The sequence below is a fragment of the Leptospiraceae bacterium genome, assembly GCA_016708435.1.
Lineage (GTDB): Bacteria > Spirochaetota > Leptospiria > Leptospirales > Leptospiraceae > UBA2033.
This window is the reverse complement of the sequence record JADJFV010000036.1, coordinates 1-20,797: the sequence shown is the minus strand read 5'-3', so window position 1 is coordinate 20,797 and position 20,797 is coordinate 1. Positions and strand designations below refer to the sequence as shown.

Sequence of the window (20,797 nt, the reverse complement as noted above, 5' to 3'; positions counted from 1 at the left end):
AGAAAATGTCTGCCAATTGTAACTACCCCTTCCTCTTCTTCTCCATAACTTTTTCAATTTGCATTCTGAGGCGTAATACTTTTATATTATCTGGCTCAAGACCGGCAGCGGAGTTTAATATCTCTTTTGCTCGGATGAGATTGCCAAAGGATGCATAGCTACGAACCAGGTTGATTAGGTTTTTGAAGTGGAGTGGGTTACGTAGTCTTACCCGCTCGCCTTGTTCGATTGCTTCGTTGTAACTTTTGTCTTTACGATAAGCGTAGGCTAAGTAGTATATCATAGTTGTGTCGGACGGAATTAAGTCTAAGTATTCATGTGCAAGTGCAATTGCTTTATGAAATTGTTTTAGACGAATGAAGCCAACGATGATAAACTTGAGGGCTCGTAGATTTTGAGTTGTGTCGTTGTAGTATTCATGGAGTTGCTCTTCTAATGCATCACGGGTTTCATCGTTGATTCTATCAAATGCAATTTCTATATCAGGCATCTCCTGATCTTCGTAGGCTTCGAAGGCAAGATGAGGACTTGTAAATTCTATTCTAAGTAGAGACAAATCATCCGTAAACTCTCCCGTCAATTGTAATTGTTTATAGATTTCGTTTATCTCTCCTTTAGCATTTAGAACGATGGAAAGAAAAATCTTTTCATCATAATTGAGTGCTTTCGTATGCTCGGTATTATCCGTAATCATAAGGTCATCTCTTCCATCTGAGCCATTTATAATTACGTCTCCATCGTGCATTTGAAAGGTTTGAATGGAAACAAAATTATCTACCATACCCGATCCTAATTTGCGATACACCTTATCATTTCCAATGAAGGAAGTCTTTCCATCGCGAAATAGGACAGTATAGGGATGCTCTGCGTTGATGAAATACAAAAGTCCAGAACTATTGTCTAAAATTCCCATTACCACAGAAATCAACATACTTCCGTCAAAGCTTTCAAATACTTTATGCATTTCTACAAATGAGTTCTTTAACCATCTTTCCGGATATTGATTTTGGACAGTGGGGCTAAGCATGGTTCTCTCTATGATAGAATTAAACACTGCTCCGGCGACTAACGCACCACCGGCACCCTGCATGGATTTACCCATTGCATCTGCATTTAAAAACACAGTCATCGGCTTGCCTTTGAAATGAATTGTTTGAGAGCGACAGAGATCACCGCCTATTTCTGATTCCCATTGCTTGAATTTAAATCTCTTCTTTTGTTTAATTAGAAATTCTACTTTTACTTCTGCCGCCTTCGCTTGATTAGCCCCTAGAGGTTGTAGAAGTAGAGAGGTTAAGAAATAATCTCCGTCCTGTTGGTCTTTTAGTTTTTGGATTTCACCGAGGCTAGTGGATAAGGCTTTCGTTCTATCTTCTACTTTTTTTTCTAGATTTTCATTTAATTCTTCAATTTCATTGTGAATCGAAAGGAAGTGATTGGCTAGCACTCCCGCAAAGCCTAAGATATACATCATAAAAGTATATTTTACAAATGCAATCCCTGTATTAAAAAAGAGAGATTCAAGTATATCGTAAATAGATGCCGCCATGAAAAAAATAAATCCGGTTAATAGTATTTTTGCGTTGCTTGCTTTTTTGGAAATCGCCTGATAAAAAGTATAGAGTATAAGTGGGAGCACGCAAGTTAAGACTGATATTTGCCAGAGACGTAGAATATGTTCCGCCATATACATTTCAGGGCTGAGTAAAGTCAGAACACAAATGGTATAGGAGAAGTAGGCGTAATACTTAGACCATCTATTTGGTTTGTTATTAAAGAGAGCACTTAAAGATTCAATTAAAAATGTGACTCCCGGATAAAGAATTGCAAATTCAAATTTCTGGATAATCGCTGTATCCCAATTGTTTTCAAAGATAACAGAGCTTCGTGTGTAAATATATAAGCTTACAATAAAAGCAAATGCACCGTAATAAAAATTATATTTCTCTTCTCTTCTTCTAAAAAATAAAAACAAATGATAAAGCCCGACTACTGCGTATATACCTACGAGCATAAGAGAGATTCTATCTTGCTCATCGTATTTTAGTGCATCAGCTAACCCAAAGTCATAATGCTTGGTAAGATAAAAACCGGTGTGATCAAACTTGGGATTTCCCGATAACTTCACAAGCAGATAATTGTTCTTAGCCTGCATATAACTCTTTGGGACTTGCCATACTTTGCCGCGCACGGTTCTATGAAATGATACTTTGTTTTCCGATACTTCGCCTTCTTTGGCGATTAGATGTCCGTTTAAATAAATTTCAAATACTTCGCCTATTTCCCCAAAACGAATTCCTGCTTGTTCGGGGTGATTTAAAATTTCATCTGGAATATCAAAGTAAGTAACTAAGGTATAAGTAGAAAGGCTACCTTCTTTTGGAAAATGCTTATTCATCCAAATAGGAAATTGAGTTACTTCTTTCCAAGTCTTGTCTGGCTCTGTCAATTGTAAATAGGAAGGATCAAAAGAATCAATCATATACCAGCTTCTAGGCTTGCACGGGGGCAAATCACAATTTTCCGTGAGGTCAATATGTAAGTTATCTGCGACGAGATTGGTTAGAAAAAATAAGAATAGTAATAAGTATTTCATCATAAAGTCCAAGAAGTTCTTGAATTCTTTTATCTTGAGGATTTAAGGAATACAAGTCAATGAGAAAAAGGAATATTCTCTTTCTTGCCTATTTTTCTATTTCACCGCGCAATTTTCGAATCTTTGTCACTACATCCATCGAAATCTCTGAGTATTCGCTATTTGCACCAATCATAGCTTCTGCTTCTTTTTTATTGCCTGCATCAATATGCCTTACAATGTCCGCCGCGCATTTATGAAATTTTGCATGGTCTTGGACAAGCTCGATATAAAAATCATTGGCTTGGTATTTTAAGCCTTCACTGTAAATCCATTTTCCAAGTGTGCATAGATTGTCTTTTTCTATGACACTTGGATTGAGTGATTTGTCTGCATGCGTAATATAGCTTCTTAGTTTTGCTTTCCATCCGACATGGGCGGCGATTGCTTTATCAAAGTCCATGAATCCCTTTACCTCTTTTTGGTATACCAATTTAGCCACTCATTTTTGCTAGAGAAATTTTCCCCTGTAATTGCTTTTAATGCGAGACTGGCAGAACTTATCGTCTCTGAATTCTGGTTGGTTTCGATTACTTTTATAAGTGTAGGAATATTTGCCTTATCCTTTCTTTGTAGGATTGCTTGCAGGGCTGCTTTTTGAATAATGCTTTCAGTGGATAATGCGAATTTGTCTAAGGTCTTAGCTGCTTCTTCTGTAGGAATAGATGCAATCGAGCTTAGCAATACAGAGGATAGCTCTTTATTCGATTCTACCTTAGCAGCTAGAAATCCTAAACTCTTAGGAGAATGAATTTGTCCTAGACTTTCAATTGCAATGCGAGAAAGTTTATTGTCACTGCTATTAGCCGCTTCTTGTAATAGATCAACTGCTTCTTCTGCATTTAACATTCCAAGTGACCAGGCTGCACCATATCGTCCTTCGCCGCTTTTCTCCTTTAGAATTTCTATTAATGCAGGAATGCTTTCTTTGTTTTGAAGCCAGCCAAGAGACTCGGCTAAAATTTCTCTATCTGGATTCGATTTGTCGATTGCTAATGCTTCTAGTTTTTTACGGGAAGGTTCGTGTTTGTATCTTCCGAGTATATAGGCAGAAGGAGCAAATAGAGATTTGTCGCTTGTTTCTAAAAACTTTGCGACTGATTCTGCTGTTTTTGAATCGTATAAAGCAGACATTGCATCTGCTGCTGCAAATTGGATATCTTTATTTTTATTCTTAATATAATCAATTAAATACGGGTTCGCAGAAGGATCACCGATTTCTTTTAGGGAGAGAATGGAATTTTCTCTTCCTTTCTCAAAGTCTTTGCCGATTGCTTTTGCTAAAACAGGAATTGATTTTTTACTTTTAATTCTGCCTAAGGCAAGATAGGTAGCGGCAAGAGTAGGGGAAGGCTCGGCTGTATCGGCTAATTGCAATAATACGCTTTCTCCCTTTGTGAGTTTTAATTTTCCAATTACCATGGCATAGGTCTTTGCTTTCTCGAAGTCTTTATTGGAACTCGCCATAGAAATAATCTTATCGCCACCGGAAGTAGAGCCAATCTGGGAAAGTGCGTCTACGGCTAATAGTCTGTAGCTGTGGTCGTTTGAATCTAAATAAGGAATAATGGAATTAACCGCTGTAGGGTCTTTCATTCTTGTCAGTGCATCTAGGACTGTATCAGTGGAAATGTCTTTGTCTTTGAATAGATTTACTATATCGGGAGTAGAGACTGTATCCCCAAAATCTCCAAGTGCTAACGCCGCGCTTCCTTTTACTGCTGGATTTGGGTCTTTCTTTAAGAGAATGCGAATTTCAGGAAGAAAGCTTTTGTCTTTTGTCTTTGCTATTTCGACTAACGCCTGTGATCTCTCATAGAAATTCGGAGACTTTAGATTCTGTGAGAGTTCTTCTTTTGTCTTCATAGGCTCCTCTTTGATGACGGGAAGGCTATCCGGCTTATCCGGACCTTTGCAATAGGAAATGAAAGCTAAAAGAACGAGAAAAATATATTTTGTTGTCATGATATACCATTTGAGTGAATAGAGTATTGAATGAGAATCATAATTTTTTTTGTGGCATGATTTTAAAATTTCACAGTCATTTCGAACATCTCTTGGAGATTTGGTTTATCAAAATACAAAAGGCGATGTGAGAAATCTATCTGGCAAAAATAGTAATAGGTTAATCCATAACTATGTTTGTAAGATAGACCTCTCACGATGTTTCCTTCTTGTGCTAGTCGCGCCCTTCGCATTCGCCTGTTCGAGGTGACTGTGGAAGGCACTCTCTTAATTCTCTGTGCCTTTGTGCCTCTGTGGCAGAATGTTTTTACGCAACCCCTACAGGTTTTGTTTAACTATTAGGTATCTTTCTTTCTACTTCTTGTAATTCGGTTAACTCTCTTTTCCATGCAGAGATGTCTTTTCTTGCAATGGTCAATTGGTCCCCGTTGATTCCTGAGCTTTCGATTGAATATTCAATCAGTTGAATTCTAGATTCTAACTCTTTGGTTTTAAATCCAATGTAGATTCTTTGTTCTTCTGGAGTTATATCAGCCTTAGCCGGTGCTTTAGGAACTGCACTTCCTGGTTCTGATTTTCTAGCATTGATTTCAAATACAGCAAGCTTGGAATCAATCTTAGAAACGATATCAATTTCTTTTCTCTTTTCAGCCGCTTCTGCTTCTGTCATCGGAGCTTTTAATTCTGCCGGGATGTAGAAATTCTTTGGATACTTGGAAGCGAATGCATTCCACTCTTCTCTAACTTTTTCTTTTTTCTTGGCAGAAGTATCTTGTTTAGCAAGATGAGGCCAGAGTTTTTCTGCTTCTGCTTCGAGCGAAGAATCTTCATTACCCGGATTTGGGGCATCTGAAAAATTAGAGAATCCACTGGATGTGCGAGTAGAAGTATCATTCACATCTGAACTATTATTGGTTTGAGCAGTCTTTTTCTTATCCTTAGCTGGAAAGAAAAGAAATGCCAATGCGATTAAAGCAAATGCGATACCGCAAGTAACTAAAAATTTTTTATTCATAATATTCTCCTATTGGTAAACGGGGATTATCCCCGCTACTGATTGTAAGTCCTAAAGCAAATTTAATTGTGTAATTTTTTAGACAGGATTAACAAGATTAACAGGATGATATGTTTTATCATGTAAATCCTGTTAATCCTGTCAGAAATTTCTGTCAGTATTTATATCCTCACAAATAATTATGCTTCACTAATTATTCTTAAGCAAAGATTCCTATGATCCAGGAAATTGCTTGTCCGATGATGTTGTTGGTTAAGAAGTTTTTCAAGTCTACAGGGTTTCTGTTCAATTCATCATAATACCATGCATTGTATTCAGAAACTTGTGGAATGGCTACTCCGTATTTTGCGTTGATGGCTTTGATTAATTCATTTGCCATAACAGCGTGACCATACATATTTGGGTGAACTCCATCAAGACCAAAAAGACCTGGTTGATTAGGAAGAGGCCAGTTTGCTTTTGCAGAGCCCGGGCTATATCCACTTGGGCTTTTGATTGGACGACCATTTTCTTTGATGTCGTCAAATAGTAATTTTGCGTCTGCGACAGCAAATCCCATTGCAGTAGCTTGTGCTTTTACTTCATTGTTTAAGACGGTGAGAAAGTTTGTGATGGTTGTAATTTCAGTATCGTCTAATACCTGGTCTGTGCTAGAAACAGAACTTCTGTAAAATGCTTTGCGTCCAGAAAATCCAGGTCTATTTTGTGGGTCGGTGTATTTTTCTAAGTAACCAATTGCAGTAACGTTAGGAACAGTAAATAAAACTCCGCCTTTTAAGCTTCCCATTGCAGCGAGTCTTCTCATAGATTCGCGGATGTCTTTTGTAAATCTAGCTTGGTCAAGACAAGCAAGGTTAGTCGCAAGAGCAGTGCATAATACGTGATTAGCCGCAACAGTTCCAAATAGGAAAGTAGGTTTTACTTTTTCCATTACTTGAATTTGTGTTCCAGCATCGCGTAGTCCGTATTGGTGAAATTTATCAGAGTCAACACAATCAGGAACAGTCACCCAACGATAAGTATACCAATACCAAGTTTCCCAATACCACTGCTTTGCTTGTTTGGTTGCGCGGATATCTTCGCATTTGCCGCTAGTATAAAGTGCATTTGTATAATCAGCACCTGTGATACCTGCGTGAGTAGGAAGGGCAACAGTGCTTTCGTTTCCACCAATGATTCCACTTGCTAGACAAATAGGACCACAATTTAATTTTAAAATGTCTTCCAAGTTTGCGTAAGGACCTTTTAGCGTATTGTAACTAACGCTTGATCCTGCTTGTTTTGAAACAAGAACAGGGTAAGCCCAGTCCTGTGTTTTTTTCTCAACAGTTACTCCGTAGAAGCCTTGGCTGAGTGAGTCTCCGATGACTCCTGGTTTTTGAAAGAGTTGCTGAACTGTCACTTGTGCAGAAAGCGAAGCAGTGCATAAACTCAATGCAATGATAAGTAATTTGATCGATTTTAGTTTCATGTGTTCCTCTTATTTTCGTTTTGATTGGGATTTTTACGATTTTAGGAAGGCATATGTTTTTTTTACAATTTCTATTTTGTTTTTTTATAAAAAAAAATCTCCTCACTCTTCCTAAATGAAATTTACCACAGAGTCATAGAGAGAAAGTGGGTGAGTCAGGTGCTAGTGCAAAATTATTGGAAACGGATTCCCACCGATAATGGAACGATAACAAAACGAAGACTAACCACAAAGGGCACAAGGGTTTTCAGAAAGTTCACAAAGGTTAGTGTTTTCTTAGTGATCCTTGTGTGCTTTTCTCTTTGTGTTCCTTGTGGTTTGTTTTTTTTGTCCACTTGTCTGTATTGAATGTGCATAACTTTAAGTTGCGGATACATGAATTATACTGTCTGCAATAATCTCTAGGATACTATTAAAGATACTTAAAAATCGTTTTTAGTATCTTTGATAGTATCCATGACAGTATCTTTAATAGTATCTTTGATACAAAGGATAGTAAAAGGAAGCTTATCCGAGACTGGGACTTTTATAAGTAGGAGGAGCTTTCAAAAGATTACCACCGATGGACATGCGAAGGCGCTGGTCACGAATACTTGGAGTGAAGGGAGGACTGGACACCGATATGTTAGGAGTTATTACCTCGGTCATTTCGAACCTCGCGTCTGCTATTGGTCTTTTCGTAGGAAATAACGCCGAGTGTGAGAAATCTATCTGGCAAAGAAACTAAGAAGCAAGTCAGTTTGATTTGTTTATCACAAAGGACTCTTGACTCCTGCGATTTTGGGATTGGCGAGTCTTGTATAGATTGTAGTAGTAGAAAGATTTTGATGCCCTAAAAGCTTCTGAATGAAATGTATATCCGTTCCAGTTTCCAAAAGATGTGTAGCAAAGGAATGCCTCAGATCATGCGGAGTGCCGTGCTTACGAATGCCAGACTTTACGAGCGCATTGGAAAGTATCTTCTGAACGGTGCGAGCGGATAATGGCTTTTCTTTCCCTGAATCCGATTTTTGATTGGACGGAAACAAAATATCTTTGTCCAATCGATTGTCCATAAATACAGAAAGATCCGAAATCAACTTTTCCGAAAGAACGGATATTCTATCTTTGCCGCCCTTTCCTTCTCGAACAAATATTGTCTTTCTCTGTAAATCAATATCCTTTACCTTTAAGTGGATTACTTCATTTAGCCGCAACCCCGCCGAATACAAAAGAGACAAGACCAACTTATGCTTTAAATTATTGGTAGCATTTAGAATTTTAGCAATTTCCCATTTGGAAAAAATAGTCGGCAAATGCTCTTTCTTTCTCAGCCCATACGCAAAATCAAGTGTAACCGGCTCGCAAACAACTTCACTTCGATAGTATTCAATCGCAAACCGCGCAATCCTAACCGTCGAAACAGAAACCTTTCTCTCCTCTGTCAAATGCATAAAGTATTTATGTAACTGCTCCTTACTCGCCTGTGAAATCAATATCTTCTCCGTTGCTTTCATATACTCATTCACACTTCGAATCGCCATCGTATATGCCTTAATCGTTTTTCGCGAATACTGCCGAATAGCCAGTAAATCCCTAAATTCTCTCTCCTGCGGAAACTCTCTATTTGCCTTCTTCAACTGCTCCTTATGATCTAAAAGCTGCTTGTTTTCTACTTCCCATTGGCTAAATATAAATTTTCTTGTCTGCGCATGTTTTGCATAGAAATCCCTTAACTCCCGAAAATTCTCCCATTCTATTTCTTCCCGATTCTCATTTAAGAATTTCGTTAATTCCGTATTCCTCAAATACACCGGAAACCACTTCGGATATTTACTTCGCAATAACTCTATCAAGCTCACCATATCCGTCATTTTATTGCATATACTTAATTTATGTAAAGTATTTTTTGTCTCAAAACTAACCTAACCCAAGTGTCGCCTCCTCTCAGCATACCCGCACTTTTTATACGCTTACCTCTTACACTATTTCTGCTTTCGCGCCTTTTTGCTATTGACTATATAAACGCAATATGGACAAGATTAGTTAGCCCATATGCAATGAAAATGCTCATAGCCGAATTTTAACAAAACTATTTCAATATCAAAAAATAATAAATATATTCTTTTAAGTGAGTTCTTAAAATATATTAAAATTCCATTCGAAGATACAGATATTGAATCACCAAATATTACAGCGGAAGAGAATAGGATTGATGCAAGAATTGATTAAAAAAGCTACGATTATCATTGAAAATAAAATATACGGAGCTGTTGACCAAGAAAAGCAAATAGATAGATATATTCAGAATGAGATTAATTATAGATATAAAATTGATCAGATATATGTATTATATCTAACTAGATATGGAGGTTATCCTTCTAATTATAGTTTATCAAACGACAATAGAAATCTCTTAAAGAATAGGTTTAAAGAAGTTAATTTTCAAAAAGATATTTTAGGTTGGTTGAATTCCTTGAGAGAAAAAATACTACCAAGTATTAAAAGTGATAAACAGTATTATTAGAAAGTTCACTAATTCAATATCAAGATTATTTGAAAGGGTTATTCTTTGAAAGACAAGGAGAGAGTGCTATGAAGGAAGAAATAATAAATTTAATTGAAGAAAATTTTAAGATTAATGAATTGAATAATTTTCAAAATAAAATAGATAGATTAAAAGAAATAAAAAATATTTCGATAGAATTAACAAATTATATATCAGAATTTGAAGATAATCTTTTATTTGAAAAATTATCAGTATTCAAACAACAGGTTAAAGATACATATACATCATTTGAAGGAATAGAAAATGTTGAATATCACAATAAATTTGGAGAAAAGTATTCACAAATTTTATTAAAACCGAAAAATTGGAAAAATCAATTTTTCATAGGTATTTCATTTGATTCTCAATTATCAAAAATATTTTATGGAATACTCAATAAAAATAATAATTCATCAACTGATTTGCAAGATATTTTTACTGAGCTTATTGATAGTAGTAATGATCCTAACACCCGTTGGCCGTTCGGAGTTTGGATTACAAAAGAAAGAATTGATTCTGAATTTATTTCAAGTATTGTAAATGGTAGTTTTCTTGAAAAATTTAAAAAAATAATAAATGATATCCTAACTAAAACAACTGATGTGAAAGAATTGTATCAAATACTTTTTATAAACTGTAACATTTAGAAGAGGAAACGGCATCTAACAAAGAGTATCCACTGCGAAGCCACGAGAAGATGTGGCTTCTTGCTCCGATCCGGCTTAGTTGTGAAAGTGAAAACTTTTAGTATTTTTGTCAGACTCATGCAAGTCCAGTGCCTTCACTACTGTCACGAAACTTGCAGAAAAGAGCAAGTTTGCGTGCCATCCGTTCAGTCACAGGACTTGCTAGTAGTTGTTGGCTCGGAGACATTGAGAAAATGGAAAGAAAAATGCTTGGGGCATTTTCTTCCCATTTTCTCAACGTCGGATACTCTAAACGTTAGGCGGTATTATTTGACAAATTCATAATACCCCGAATAACTTAAAACTAACGAGAAGAGGGAAAATGAATAAAATAATTACAATTATGGCACTTGTCGTCATATCATTTCAAAATTGTGGTATTTCCAAAGGGGAATATGATAAACTTAAAAGAGATTATGAATCGGTAAAAATAGAGAATGAGAAACTGAAAAATGAAATCAAAGAATTCCAAGAAACACCTAGTTCTTTGCTTGCCAGAGCGGAAAGTGAAAAAACTTCAAAACATTATGATGAAGCAATTAGTTTACTAAATAAGGTTTTATCTAAAGCACCTGAAACACCTTTTGCAAAAAAAGCTAATGAAGAAATAAAAAATATTGAAACTATAAAAATTGACGATTCAGTAACTGTTTTGATTAATTCTGGCGATGGAATGTATGAAAAAAATCAATTTGATAGTGCTATCGCAGAATATGGAAAGATAATTGAAAATTTTCCTAAATCGAAGTATGAAATAATTGCTAAAGCTAGAATTTTAAAAGCACAAAAAGAAAAAGCAAATGCATGGATTGATTTAGGAAAAGGATTAGCATATCGAAAGGTCGGATTTAGAAACCAAATGGGTATGTTTACTGAGGTATATGGCGAACTAAAAAATTCATCTGGCTCTGATATGTCTGTGGCTATCTTAACAGTTAGTGTGTATGATGCAGATGATAATTTACTTGGGAATGGACCTATTCCGGTTAATAATTTTCCAAATAATCGTATAACAAATTTTACTGGAATGGTTCAAGTCCAAACGAATAAGATTTCAAGTTTTAAAATTCAATTTGATAGTGGAATGTAAATTCTAGGAGAAAAAGTTATGGCATTTTTTGGAGTATTAATGACAGTTTTAGCAGATAAGGATTTAAGAAAAGGTGCAGCAAAAGCGTTACAAACGGGAGCAAACTTTATCGCTGACGTATTTGACGATGATGGCGATGGAAATATTGAGAGCGATGATTTCAATGAAGCCGTAGAATTGCAAAAGCATTTTGTTAGTATCATGGCATTGTTGTCTGGTATAGATGGAACAATCTCCGATGAAGAAGAAGCTCAAACTTATGAGATCATTGAAGATTTGTTTTTGGATTCTGAAGATGAAGATGCATTTTTTACACAAGAATTATTAGAATCGGTAGGTGTAAAAAAAAGGGATTTAATTAATCAGTTGATGAAAGTCTTTGAAAAGCCATATGGCTTACCAGAAATAATTAACATTGCAAAAAAATATGAGTTAGAATCAACTATGTATATCTATGCTTGTATTCTTGCATATTCTGATAAAGAAGTTAACCAGAAAGAGCGAGAATTTCTCGATCTTCTTTCAGAAAAACTTGATTTGAATAGAATTGAAAAAAAGAAAATAGAAAAGGAAACTTTTGTGTAAAAGGTCAAATAACACCGCCTAACTGCGAGTATCCGCTAAGAGAGTGAACTATGTTCGGAAGCTGTTCACTCTCTTGCTCCGAGCCGGCTGGTTGTTTAAGTGAAATTTTTTAGTTTATTTGGAAAGCTAACGCAAGTCCAGTGCCTTCACTACTGTCACGAAACTTGCAAAAAAGAGCAAGTTTGCGTGCCATCCGTTCAGTCACAGGACTTGCTAGTTATACGGTGGCTCGGAGACATGACTTTAAAATTCAAAAGGTGCTACCGCACTTTCGAATTTTAAAGTCACGTCGGATACTCTTAACGTTAGGCGAAAAACCGTGCCAAATTTTTTTTATATAATAAATTGTTTGAAGATGTTTTCTGAATTTAGAAATAAATACACTGGCTATATATTTGCAAGTTAATGAAATTGAGGAGAAAGAAAATGAAAAGAGTTTTTATTAGTTTTGATTACGATCACGATTTAGGTATTAAGGAAATGTTAGTCGGACAAGCAAAAAATCCGGATACTCCATTTAGTATTGCAGACTTTTCAATTAAAGAAGCAATTTCATCTAATTGGCAAGCAAAAGCAAGAACCCGGATTAAAGGTTGTGATCTCGTAATAGTCCTTTGTGGTGAATACACGCATACTGCAAGCGGAGTCTCTGTAGAGTTATCGATTGCACAGGAAGAAAGCATTCCATATTTTCTATTAGCTGGTTATTCAAATAAAAATTGCACAAAACCGAATAAAGCAAAAAATAATGACAAAGTTTATAACTGGACATGGGATAATTTAAAAACACTTATTAATGGTTCTAGGTAATGGCAAGGAAAAAGACAGAGAGGAATATTTCGCAATTAAAAAACTCATTTCAAACAAATGATATACTTGAACTTTATAAAATATATCACGATTCCATAGAAAAGGTCGCAGAGAATAGACAAAAGGCAAATTCTTTTTTTTTGACACTTAATACGAGTATTTTGGCAGTTATTGGCTTTTTATTTCAAAAAGATGTCTCCACTGAATTAAGACCTTTGCATTTACTACTTCCTCTTGCTGGAATTTTATCTGGTATTTTTTGGTTAAAGCTAGTAATCTCGTATCCTTAGTTAAATCGTGGAAAATTTGTCGTTCTAAATATGATAGAAGAGTTTTACCATTTGCGCCTTATAGGGGAAGAATGGAAGAGACTTGAAGAAGGTAAAAAAAAAAAAAAAAGTATCATCCTTTAACTAATATTGAAAAATGGATACCTATATTATTTATTATTGTGCATGGCTATTGGGATTTTATTTTATATGTTTGTTTCTTAAAGCCATACATGTATTTTAACTTAGGAGGGATTAATGGAATTAGTTTCAGAAACGGTAATCGCAGATTTCAATACTTTAGAGAAAGATAAACCTTTTATCGAGCGTATAGCAGATTTAGACCAGAAACTTGAAAATAGATTTCACGGTATAATGCATGTAGATAATTCTTTGAATCGTCAAATTGTAAGTTTTCAAGCTAATAAAAAAATTCCTTTTATAGATGGTATAAATATAAAGAAGAGATTTTCTGCTGATTTAGTTATACATTATTTGAATAAGTATAACATGAAAGAGGCAAATACTGTGTTAGACCCATTTGCTGGTAGCGGTGCTGCTTTATTTGCTGCTAGTGATTTGGGAATCAATTCAGTCGGTATCGAATTACTACATATTGGACAAGAACTCATAAAATCTAGAAATTTATTATTGAATGACTATTCTGAAACTGATTTTAGCAGATTATTTTTTTGGAAAGAGAAAAAACCATGGATAAACCAAGAAAATTATATTGAATATAATGTTTTGAAAATTACCAACGGGGCTTACTCAGATGAGAATGATAGCTTGATTAAAAAATATCTTGCTTGTATGAAAAATGAAAATACCAAAGTTCAACAAGTCTTACTATTTGCCTTAATTTGTATCCTTGAAAATATTAGTTTTACACGGAAAGATGGTCAATACCTGCGATGGGATCAACGATCAGGTCGTTGCATAGGTGCACGCCCCTTCAATAAAGGTGAAATCAAACAATTTAATCATGCCATTTCAGAAAAACTTGAAGAAATAATTTCAGATTCGAAGGGACTAACAATGAATAGTCTCTTTGATTTTAAAAAATCTATTGAACAGAAAGGAGCTATTCAAATTATTGGTGGCTCTTGGTTGTTTGAACTGCCAAATATTAAAGGGGGATACTATTGATTTTGTGATGACATCACCTCCTTATTGTAATCGCTATGACTATACAAGAACCTATGCTCTTGAATTAGCCATGCTTGGCATAGATGAAAAAAAACTTTTAGCATTAAGGCAAGAAATGCTAAGCTGTACGGTCGAAAATAGAGAAAAGGATTTACTTGGCATCAATCCAAATTGGATAATCCCTTTGAACATAGCGCAAAATCACGATTTACTACAAGAAATAATTAATTTTCTAGAATTTAAAAAAACATCTAAGACACTGAATAATAATGGTCTACCAAGAATGATAAAAGGTTACTTTTATGAAATGTCTTGTGTAGTGTACGAGCTCTATAGAGTCCTTAAAACAGGTGGTCGGGTTATAATGGTCAATGATAATGTTCGATACGCTGGAGCAAGTATCTCAGTAGATTTAATTTTATCAGATATTGCCAATCAAATTGGATTCACTGTGGATGAAATTTCAATACTTCCAATTGGAAAAGGAAATAGCAGTCAACAAATGGGCGAACACGGAGAATCATTGAGAAAGTGTGTTTATATTTGGAGAAAGGAATGATAAATTACTCTAGTCACATCGCAAAGTATGAAGACTTAATTACTTCGTATAATGAAACTCGTGCGGGTTTTATTTCAATAGCATTAGAAAAAAATAGAAGAGCAACTCCATATATTGAAGAAGCAAGAGTTTTACAAAATCGCATTAAAACTTTGTTGAAACCAGAACAGTTAATTTCTTTATCTGAAATAAAAAATGGTTTAATCGCAGCTTCAGGCATATCGGATAAAGCCGCTGTTCATCTTGGCGAAGAAGGATGCAAAACCGCTATTCAGGAGTTCATTAAAAATTTCTTAATACCGGCTGGCGATAAGTTCAAAGAAGAATTAATTTTTCGCTTTTTGCTTACCAAAGGTGATTCTCTCGGTGGCTCAATGCGAAATGTTGTTGGAGCTTTAGCACAAAAAAAATTATGCCTTTCCATTGTATCTTCATTGCGATTAACCGGCATAAACTTCCATGTATTGAATGATAGTGCTAAAAAATGGATTTCTTCAAAAGATATAACAGACGATGTTGAAATTGAAAATGCAAAAGGATTATCTTGGAAGACAACAAAAGGAATAAGAACTCTGTATTTTAATGTTACCGTTCCAATAGTGAAAAATAACATTGATATAATACTTCTTAAAACACCCTTTGAGCAAACTCTTAAAGAAGCAATTAGCATTCCTGAAAACTATTTAGCGTTAGGTGAATTGAAAGGTGGAATAGATCCTGCTGGAGCTGATGAACATTGGAAAACGGCTAAGACAGCAATTGATCGAATCAGTAGTGCATTTAAGAAAAATAATTGTAAGCCGCATATTTTTTATATTGGAGCAGCCATAGAAAACAAGATGGCATCAGAAATATATGCTAATTTAAAAACGAAATACATAAGCAATGCAGCTAATCTTACGAATCCGGATCATATAGTATCTTTAGTGGAGTGGTTAATAGGTATTTGAAATATCTGAACGGATGAAGAAAAGAAAGGGCATATTCTATTAATGGCACGGTTTCTTCGCCTAACTGCGAGTATCCACTGCGGCGACTCACTAAGCTCGGATGATGCCCGTCCCTTGCTCCAAGCCGGCATAGTCGTGTTAGTCACACTTTGTAGTATTTTTGTTGAACTTACGCAAGTCCAGTGCCATCGTTCCGGTCACAAAACTTGCAAGAGAATAATGCAAGTTTTGCGCCCTACACTCAGTCACGGGACTTGCTAGTAGTTGGTCGGCTTGGAGACATGACTTTGAAACTCAAAAGGTGCTACCGCACTTTCGAGTTTCAAAGTCACGTCGGATACTCTTAACGTTATGCGCAATGCCTCGCTATATTTCATTTAGTTAATCCAACAGATTGTAGAAGAATGGAAAAAGATTGTTTTTTATGGCTGGATTCGAAAAATAATGTGAAACGCAGGATTTACGATTGTTCTAAATAAAATTGAAAGGAGTTCTGATTTTGGACTTTTATTATGAGAAATACAGATTAGAAATTTGAAAGACGTAGTAATTACTTTTAAGATGACGGAAATAGATTTTGCAATATTGAAAAGGATTAGCTTTTAAACTTAAGCTGGATAATAAGAATTATCCGAGACTCTTTTGGTATTTTAAGAACTGCTTTGTATCTTTAAGTTTAAAAATTAAATAAAAATATAAGAATAAAAATATTAAATATAAGCTGGATAATAAGAATTATCCGAAACTTTATTGATATTTTAAGAATTACTATTAGAATCAAACAAGTTGCACTTTGGGTTTAAGTATGACTGAATAGAATTCTTCAATTGACTTTCTATTTATAAGTTTGCCCGCATAGAATTATGAAACATTTTTTTGATTCTAAGCCTTCCTATTTATTTGTAGAAAGAAATTTTCAAGAATCGCATTAACTTAAAGTTTTTTTAGTTGAAGTTTTTTATCATAGGTAAACATATAGTAAACGCGTGGACGGAAATTACTTGCTAGATTTTATCGAGTTACGAGTTTAGTTCTTGTCAGATTTTATCGGAGTCGTACGAGGCAAAGCGCATAACTGCGAGTATCCACTGCGGTAACGGACTATATCGGAAGCTGTCCGTCACCTTGCTCCAAGCCGGCAAAGTCGTGTTAGTCAAACTTTGTAGTATTTTTGTTGAACTTACGCAAGTCCAGTGCCTTCGTTCCGGTCACAAAACTTGCAAGAGAATAATGCAAGTTTTGCGCCCTACACTCAGTCACGGGACTTGCTAGTAATAGTTCGGCTTGGAGACATGACTTTGAAACTCAAAAGGTGCTATCGCACTTTCGAGTTTCAAAGTCACGTCGGATACTCTTAACGTTAGACGGCATTTTAGGTTCGACCACGCTCTGAAAAGGAACTGACGCTAGAATATTTAGTAATAGGTTTCCTCGACATCGTGTCTCGGAAAGACTTTCCGTCAAACTTTAAAGAGGACGGTAAATAAGTAAGATGGGAATTAAGAGGGCGATAAATTGGTTTTTATAGTAATGATTTTATTTCTGTCGTTTTGTGGGACGGAAGAAATACGAGAACACCGCAGCAAAAGATTCCAAAGCGATCGGGAAGGATGATAGATTAAAAAAGTTGAAGATTTAACTAAAAAATTGAAAATGAAAAAAATAATGCTGACTTTTATCACGAAAGAGGAAATTTAAAATCTGATAATCAAGACTTCAAAGGAGCAATAGAAGATATTACAAAGGCAATATCCATAAATCCTAAAAATGCAAATGCTTACTATAATCGTGCTTTAGCCAAGAGAAGCTTAGAAAATCGTAAGGAAGCGATAGATGATTTGAATAAGGCGATAATGATAAATTCGGAAGACAGTGACTTTTATGTTCTGAGAGGTGATGTAGAAGGAGATTTAGAAGACCACAAAGGTGCTATTGAAGATTATTCAAAAGCTATCAAACTGAATCCAAACAATGCAGACACATATAATAGTCGAGGTAATGCTAAATATAACTTAAAAAAATACAAAGAGGCTACTGAGGACTATTCACAATGTATCTCTTTGAATCCTAAAGATGAAAATGCATTTGAAAATAGAGGCAATTCAAAAGTTCTCTCAGGAGACTTTAAAGGGGCTAAAGAAGATTTTGAAATTGCTTTGAAAAATGGAAGTATTAAACAAGAAGAATTTGATGAAAAAATAAACTGGGTAAATTCAACGCAAGATATAGACAGCATTGCAAAAGCTGCTAAAATAAAAGTAGATGAAATTATAGATTTAAGAGATAGCAGTCGCAAAAAATATTTTGACCTATCTTGGTTTAATTTCAAAGAAAATCCAGATATTGCAAATTATAAGGATTATTCCGAGAATGAATTCAAATACCAAGAGGACAAGAAAAATTTTCAGGACTATCGCAAGTATAAATACGCAATTACATCCGATTTTCACATCGGAGAATATGATTTTCAGAGAAAAGCATTTCCTATTCGTTCACATTTCACTTATTTAGAAACAAACGGACCTAATGGAATATTAGCAATTTTAGAAGTGAAAGACCCTATAGAAAATTCTGATACTATTAATTCAAAGTCTTTGTTTTCGATTTCCCCGAATAAAGCTGAAAAATTCAAGAATACAGAAAACCGTGATAAAAAAATAATTAACTTAGTAAAAATTTCCCCGGCTTATTATACTACTACTGGCAGATGCAAAAATCCTCCTTACGGTGGTGGTTGGGAAGGTGTAATCAATTACTGCAAAAGAAATTTGAATATAAACAATTCAAATACAAATACATTTTAAATGAAACCGTAAAGTATCGAATTATTTATGATGGTGAAGTTTATAAAAATTATTAGAAGGGATAATAAATAATATTTTATTACGCGCCTAACATTGGATTTGCGGAAATTGCTACAGAATAGAATTGACAAGCAACTTCGCAAACCCAACATATAAAAGGAATCGTATTGGAAAACGGAGTAAGTATTACACCCGACATCGTGTCGGGACTGGTTTTAGTAAAGCGTCAGTTGAGGCTTATTAGTATTACGCGAACCTAAAACACCGTCTAACTTCGCGTGATCTGCTTCAAAGCCTCACAATGTTCGGAAGCTGTGAGGCTTCTCGCTCCGAGCCGGCTTAGTTGTATTAGCCACACTTTGTAGTATATTTGTTGAACTCATGCAAGTCCAGTGCCTTCACTACTGTCACAAAACTTGCAAGAGAGGATAAGCAAGTTTATGTGCCATCCGTTCAGTCACAGGACTTGCTAGTAGTTGTTGGCTCGGAGACATTGAAATAAAACGAAAAAAGTGCTACCGCATTTTTCCGTTTTATTTCAACGTCAGATACGCTTAACGTTATGCGAAATGACTCGGCTATATTTCATTTGTTCAATCAAAACAGATTGAAAGGTAAGGAATTTTGAGGCTGGTTTAAAATTAAATGATGAACGGGCGAACGAGAGCAGATTTAGAATTGTTTTAAGTATCACTGGTCAGCAAGTGTGTTTTGACTTTTTCGTTTTAAATTAAGGCTGACTTGTTTTCTTAAATAGAATTAGATTCATTCGATAGTAAAGAAGTTAAGCTGAGTTAGTTTTTGCTTTTAGTATTCAAACAAAAATAGATAAACCCTGAGACTTGGTTCTTCTAAAAAAGGTTTTGACTTCTTTGTGATTAGGTTTAAAAATCGAAGTAAGAAAACTGTCTATTGTTTCTTAAAATAAAATATTCACTTTGCCAGACTTATTATCGGGGTAAATAAGGGTTATCCCGTTCTAAGTAATTAATTTATCGTGTTCATAATTTGGCTTTCTTGTTTCTTTGTTGTCCAAAATTTTTGTTGGAAAATATTTTAAGAATCGTAATTGCATAAATTATTTTTAGTTGATATTATTTGTCCTATTTGCATTCATAGGAATCGCACGGGATAAAAGGGTGTGTTGCATTCGAACGGTTGAAGAATTAAGTCTACTATTTGTCTGACTTTATTCGTGAAGTTCGAGTCATCCCGCATAACTGAGCATTGCCACTGCGAGAGTGAACTAGGTTCGGATGCTGTTCACTCTCTTGCTCCGAGCCTGGCGATATTGTTGTTGTCGGACTTTTTTGTTTTAAGAAGGATAACGCATATTACGCGCCACGAACTGAAGTGTCACGCAATATGCACAGTATACTTTTGGCTCGGAGTCATGCTAGGAAGCACGACGGCAACGCTTAACGTTATGCGAAATGACTCGGCTATATTTCATTTGTTCAATCAAAACAGATTGAAAGGCAAGGAATTTTGAGGTTGGTTTAAAAATAAATGATGAACGGGCGAACGAGAGCATATTTTAAATTGTTTTAAGTATCACGGGTCAGCAAGTGTGTTTTGACTTTTTTTTTAAATTAAGGCTGATTTGTTTTCTTAAATAGAATTAGATTCATTCGATAGTTAAGAAGTTAAGTTGGAAGGTTTTTCTTTCGGTATTGGAAACAAAAATAGATAAACCCTGAGACTTGGTTCTTCTAAAAAAGGTTTGGGCTTCTTTGTGCTTAGGTGTAAAAATCGAAGTAAGAAAACTGTCTATTGTTTCTTAAAATAAAATATTCACTTTGCCAGACTTATTTTCGGGGTAAATAAGGGTTATCCCGTTCTAAGTAAATAATTTATCGTGTTCATAATTTGGCTTTCTTGTTTCTTTGTTATCCAAAACTTTTGTTGGAAAATATTTTAAGAATCGTAATTGCATCAATTATTTTTAGTTGATATTATTTGTCCTATTTGCATTCATAGGAATCGCACGGAATAAATGGGTGTGTTGCATTCGAACGGTTGAAGAATTAAGTCTACTATTTGTCTGACTTTATTCGTGAAGTTCGAGTCATCCCGCATAACTGAGCATTGCCACTGCGAGAGTGAACGTGGGTTCGATGCTGGTTCACTCTCTTGCTCCGAGCCTGGCAATATTGTTGTTCGGACTTTTTGCTTAAGAAGGATAACGCATATTACGCGCCACGGACGATGTGTCACGCAATATGCACAGTATACTGTTGGCTCGGAGTCAAGGTGGAGCACGACGGCAACGCTTAACGTTA

General features: G+C 35.2%; 14 protein-coding genes and 2 pseudogenes. 10 read left to right on the top strand and 6 right to left on the bottom strand.

Annotation, left to right across the window (positions count from 1 at the left end; translation table 11 throughout):
- Nucleotides 1–22 precede the first annotated feature (22 nt).
- The 6 genes from IPH52_26925 to IPH52_26900 all read right to left on the bottom strand — a co-directional run bounded on the left by IPH52_26925 (nt 23) and on the right by IPH52_26900 (nt 8,930).
- Nucleotides 23–2,599, bottom strand: a complete 2,577-nt coding sequence (locus IPH52_26925) for a SpoIIE family protein phosphatase (GenBank protein MBK7058616.1) — start codon at nt 2,597–2,599, stop codon at nt 23–25.
- 85 nt (nt 2,600–2,684) lie between these two features.
- Nucleotides 2,685–3,038 (bottom strand): CZB domain-containing protein, encoded by a 354-nt coding sequence (locus tag IPH52_26920; GenBank protein MBK7058615.1) that lies wholly within the window; start codon nt 3,036–3,038, stop codon nt 2,685–2,687.
- Between the two features lie 8 nt (nt 3,039–3,046).
- On the bottom strand, nt 3,047–4,600 hold the full coding sequence (locus IPH52_26915) for a HEAT repeat domain-containing protein (GenBank protein ID MBK7058614.1): 1,554 nt from the start codon (nt 4,598–4,600) through the stop codon (nt 3,047–3,049).
- Between the two features lie 331 nt (nt 4,601–4,931).
- Nucleotides 4,932–5,615 (bottom strand): hypothetical protein, encoded by a 684-nt coding sequence (locus IPH52_26910; protein MBK7058613.1) that lies wholly within the window; start codon nt 5,613–5,615, stop codon nt 4,932–4,934.
- Between the two features lie 199 nt (nt 5,616–5,814).
- Nucleotides 5,815–7,086: a hypothetical protein gene (locus IPH52_26905; GenBank protein MBK7058612.1), complete on the bottom strand. Its 1,272-nt coding sequence runs from the start codon at nt 7,084–7,086 to the stop codon at nt 5,815–5,817.
- A gap of 752 nt (nt 7,087–7,838) precedes the next feature.
- Complete coding sequence (locus IPH52_26900) at nt 7,839–8,930, bottom strand: tyrosine-type recombinase/integrase (protein ID MBK7058611.1); 1,092 nt, start codon at nt 8,928–8,930, stop codon at nt 7,839–7,841.
- Nucleotides 8,931–9,280: 350 nt separating this feature from the next.
- On the opposite strand from IPH52_26900, the gene IPH52_26895 reads away from it, so the two are divergent.
- The 10 genes and pseudogenes from IPH52_26895 to IPH52_26850 all read left to right on the top strand — a co-directional run bounded on the left by IPH52_26895 (nt 9,281) and on the right by IPH52_26850 (nt 18,515).
- A complete protein-coding gene (locus IPH52_26895) occupies nt 9,281–9,592 on the top strand; it encodes a PD-(D/E)XK nuclease family protein (protein ID MBK7058610.1) in 312 nt (103 codons plus the stop codon).
- Nucleotides 9,593–9,660: 68 nt separating this feature from the next.
- Nucleotides 9,661–10,260 (top strand): hypothetical protein, encoded by a 600-nt coding sequence (locus IPH52_26890; GenBank protein ID MBK7058609.1) that lies wholly within the window; start codon nt 9,661–9,663, stop codon nt 10,258–10,260.
- Nucleotides 10,261–10,621: 361 nt separating this feature from the next.
- Nucleotides 10,622–11,389: a tetratricopeptide repeat protein gene (locus IPH52_26885; GenBank protein MBK7058608.1), complete on the top strand. Its 768-nt coding sequence runs from the start codon at nt 10,622–10,624 to the stop codon at nt 11,387–11,389.
- 18 nt (nt 11,390–11,407) lie between these two features.
- Nucleotides 11,408–11,974, top strand: coding sequence for a TerB family tellurite resistance protein (locus tag IPH52_26880; GenBank protein MBK7058607.1), 567 nt, complete (start codon nt 11,408–11,410; stop codon nt 11,972–11,974).
- A gap of 405 nt (nt 11,975–12,379) precedes the next feature.
- Complete coding sequence (locus IPH52_26875) at nt 12,380–12,784, top strand: hypothetical protein (GenBank protein MBK7058606.1); 405 nt, start codon at nt 12,380–12,382, stop codon at nt 12,782–12,784.
- Nucleotides 12,784–13,074: a hypothetical protein gene (locus tag IPH52_26870; GenBank protein MBK7058605.1), complete on the top strand. Its 291-nt coding sequence runs from the start codon at nt 12,784–12,786 to the stop codon at nt 13,072–13,074. Before IPH52_26875 ends, IPH52_26870 begins: the two co-directional genes overlap by 1 nt.
- A gap of 237 nt (nt 13,075–13,311) precedes the next feature.
- A pseudogene (locus tag IPH52_26865) lies at nt 13,312–14,761 on the top strand (site-specific DNA-methyltransferase).
- The gene (locus tag IPH52_26860; GenBank protein MBK7058604.1) at nt 14,758–15,711 is read left to right on the top strand and encodes a restriction endonuclease; all 954 of its coding nucleotides are present in this window, start codon (nt 14,758–14,760) and stop codon (nt 15,709–15,711) included. The pseudogene IPH52_26865 and the gene IPH52_26860 overlap by 4 nt, the downstream one beginning before the upstream one ends.
- A 1,727-nt stretch (nt 15,712–17,438) precedes the next feature.
- Nucleotides 17,439–17,579, top strand: a pseudogene (locus IPH52_26855) (tetratricopeptide repeat protein).
- Nucleotides 17,565–18,515, top strand: coding sequence for a tetratricopeptide repeat protein (locus IPH52_26850; GenBank protein ID MBK7058603.1), 951 nt, complete (start codon nt 17,565–17,567; stop codon nt 18,513–18,515). Before IPH52_26855 ends, IPH52_26850 begins: the two are co-directional and overlap by 15 nt.
- The last annotated feature ends 2,282 nt before the right edge of the window (nt 18,516–20,797 follow it).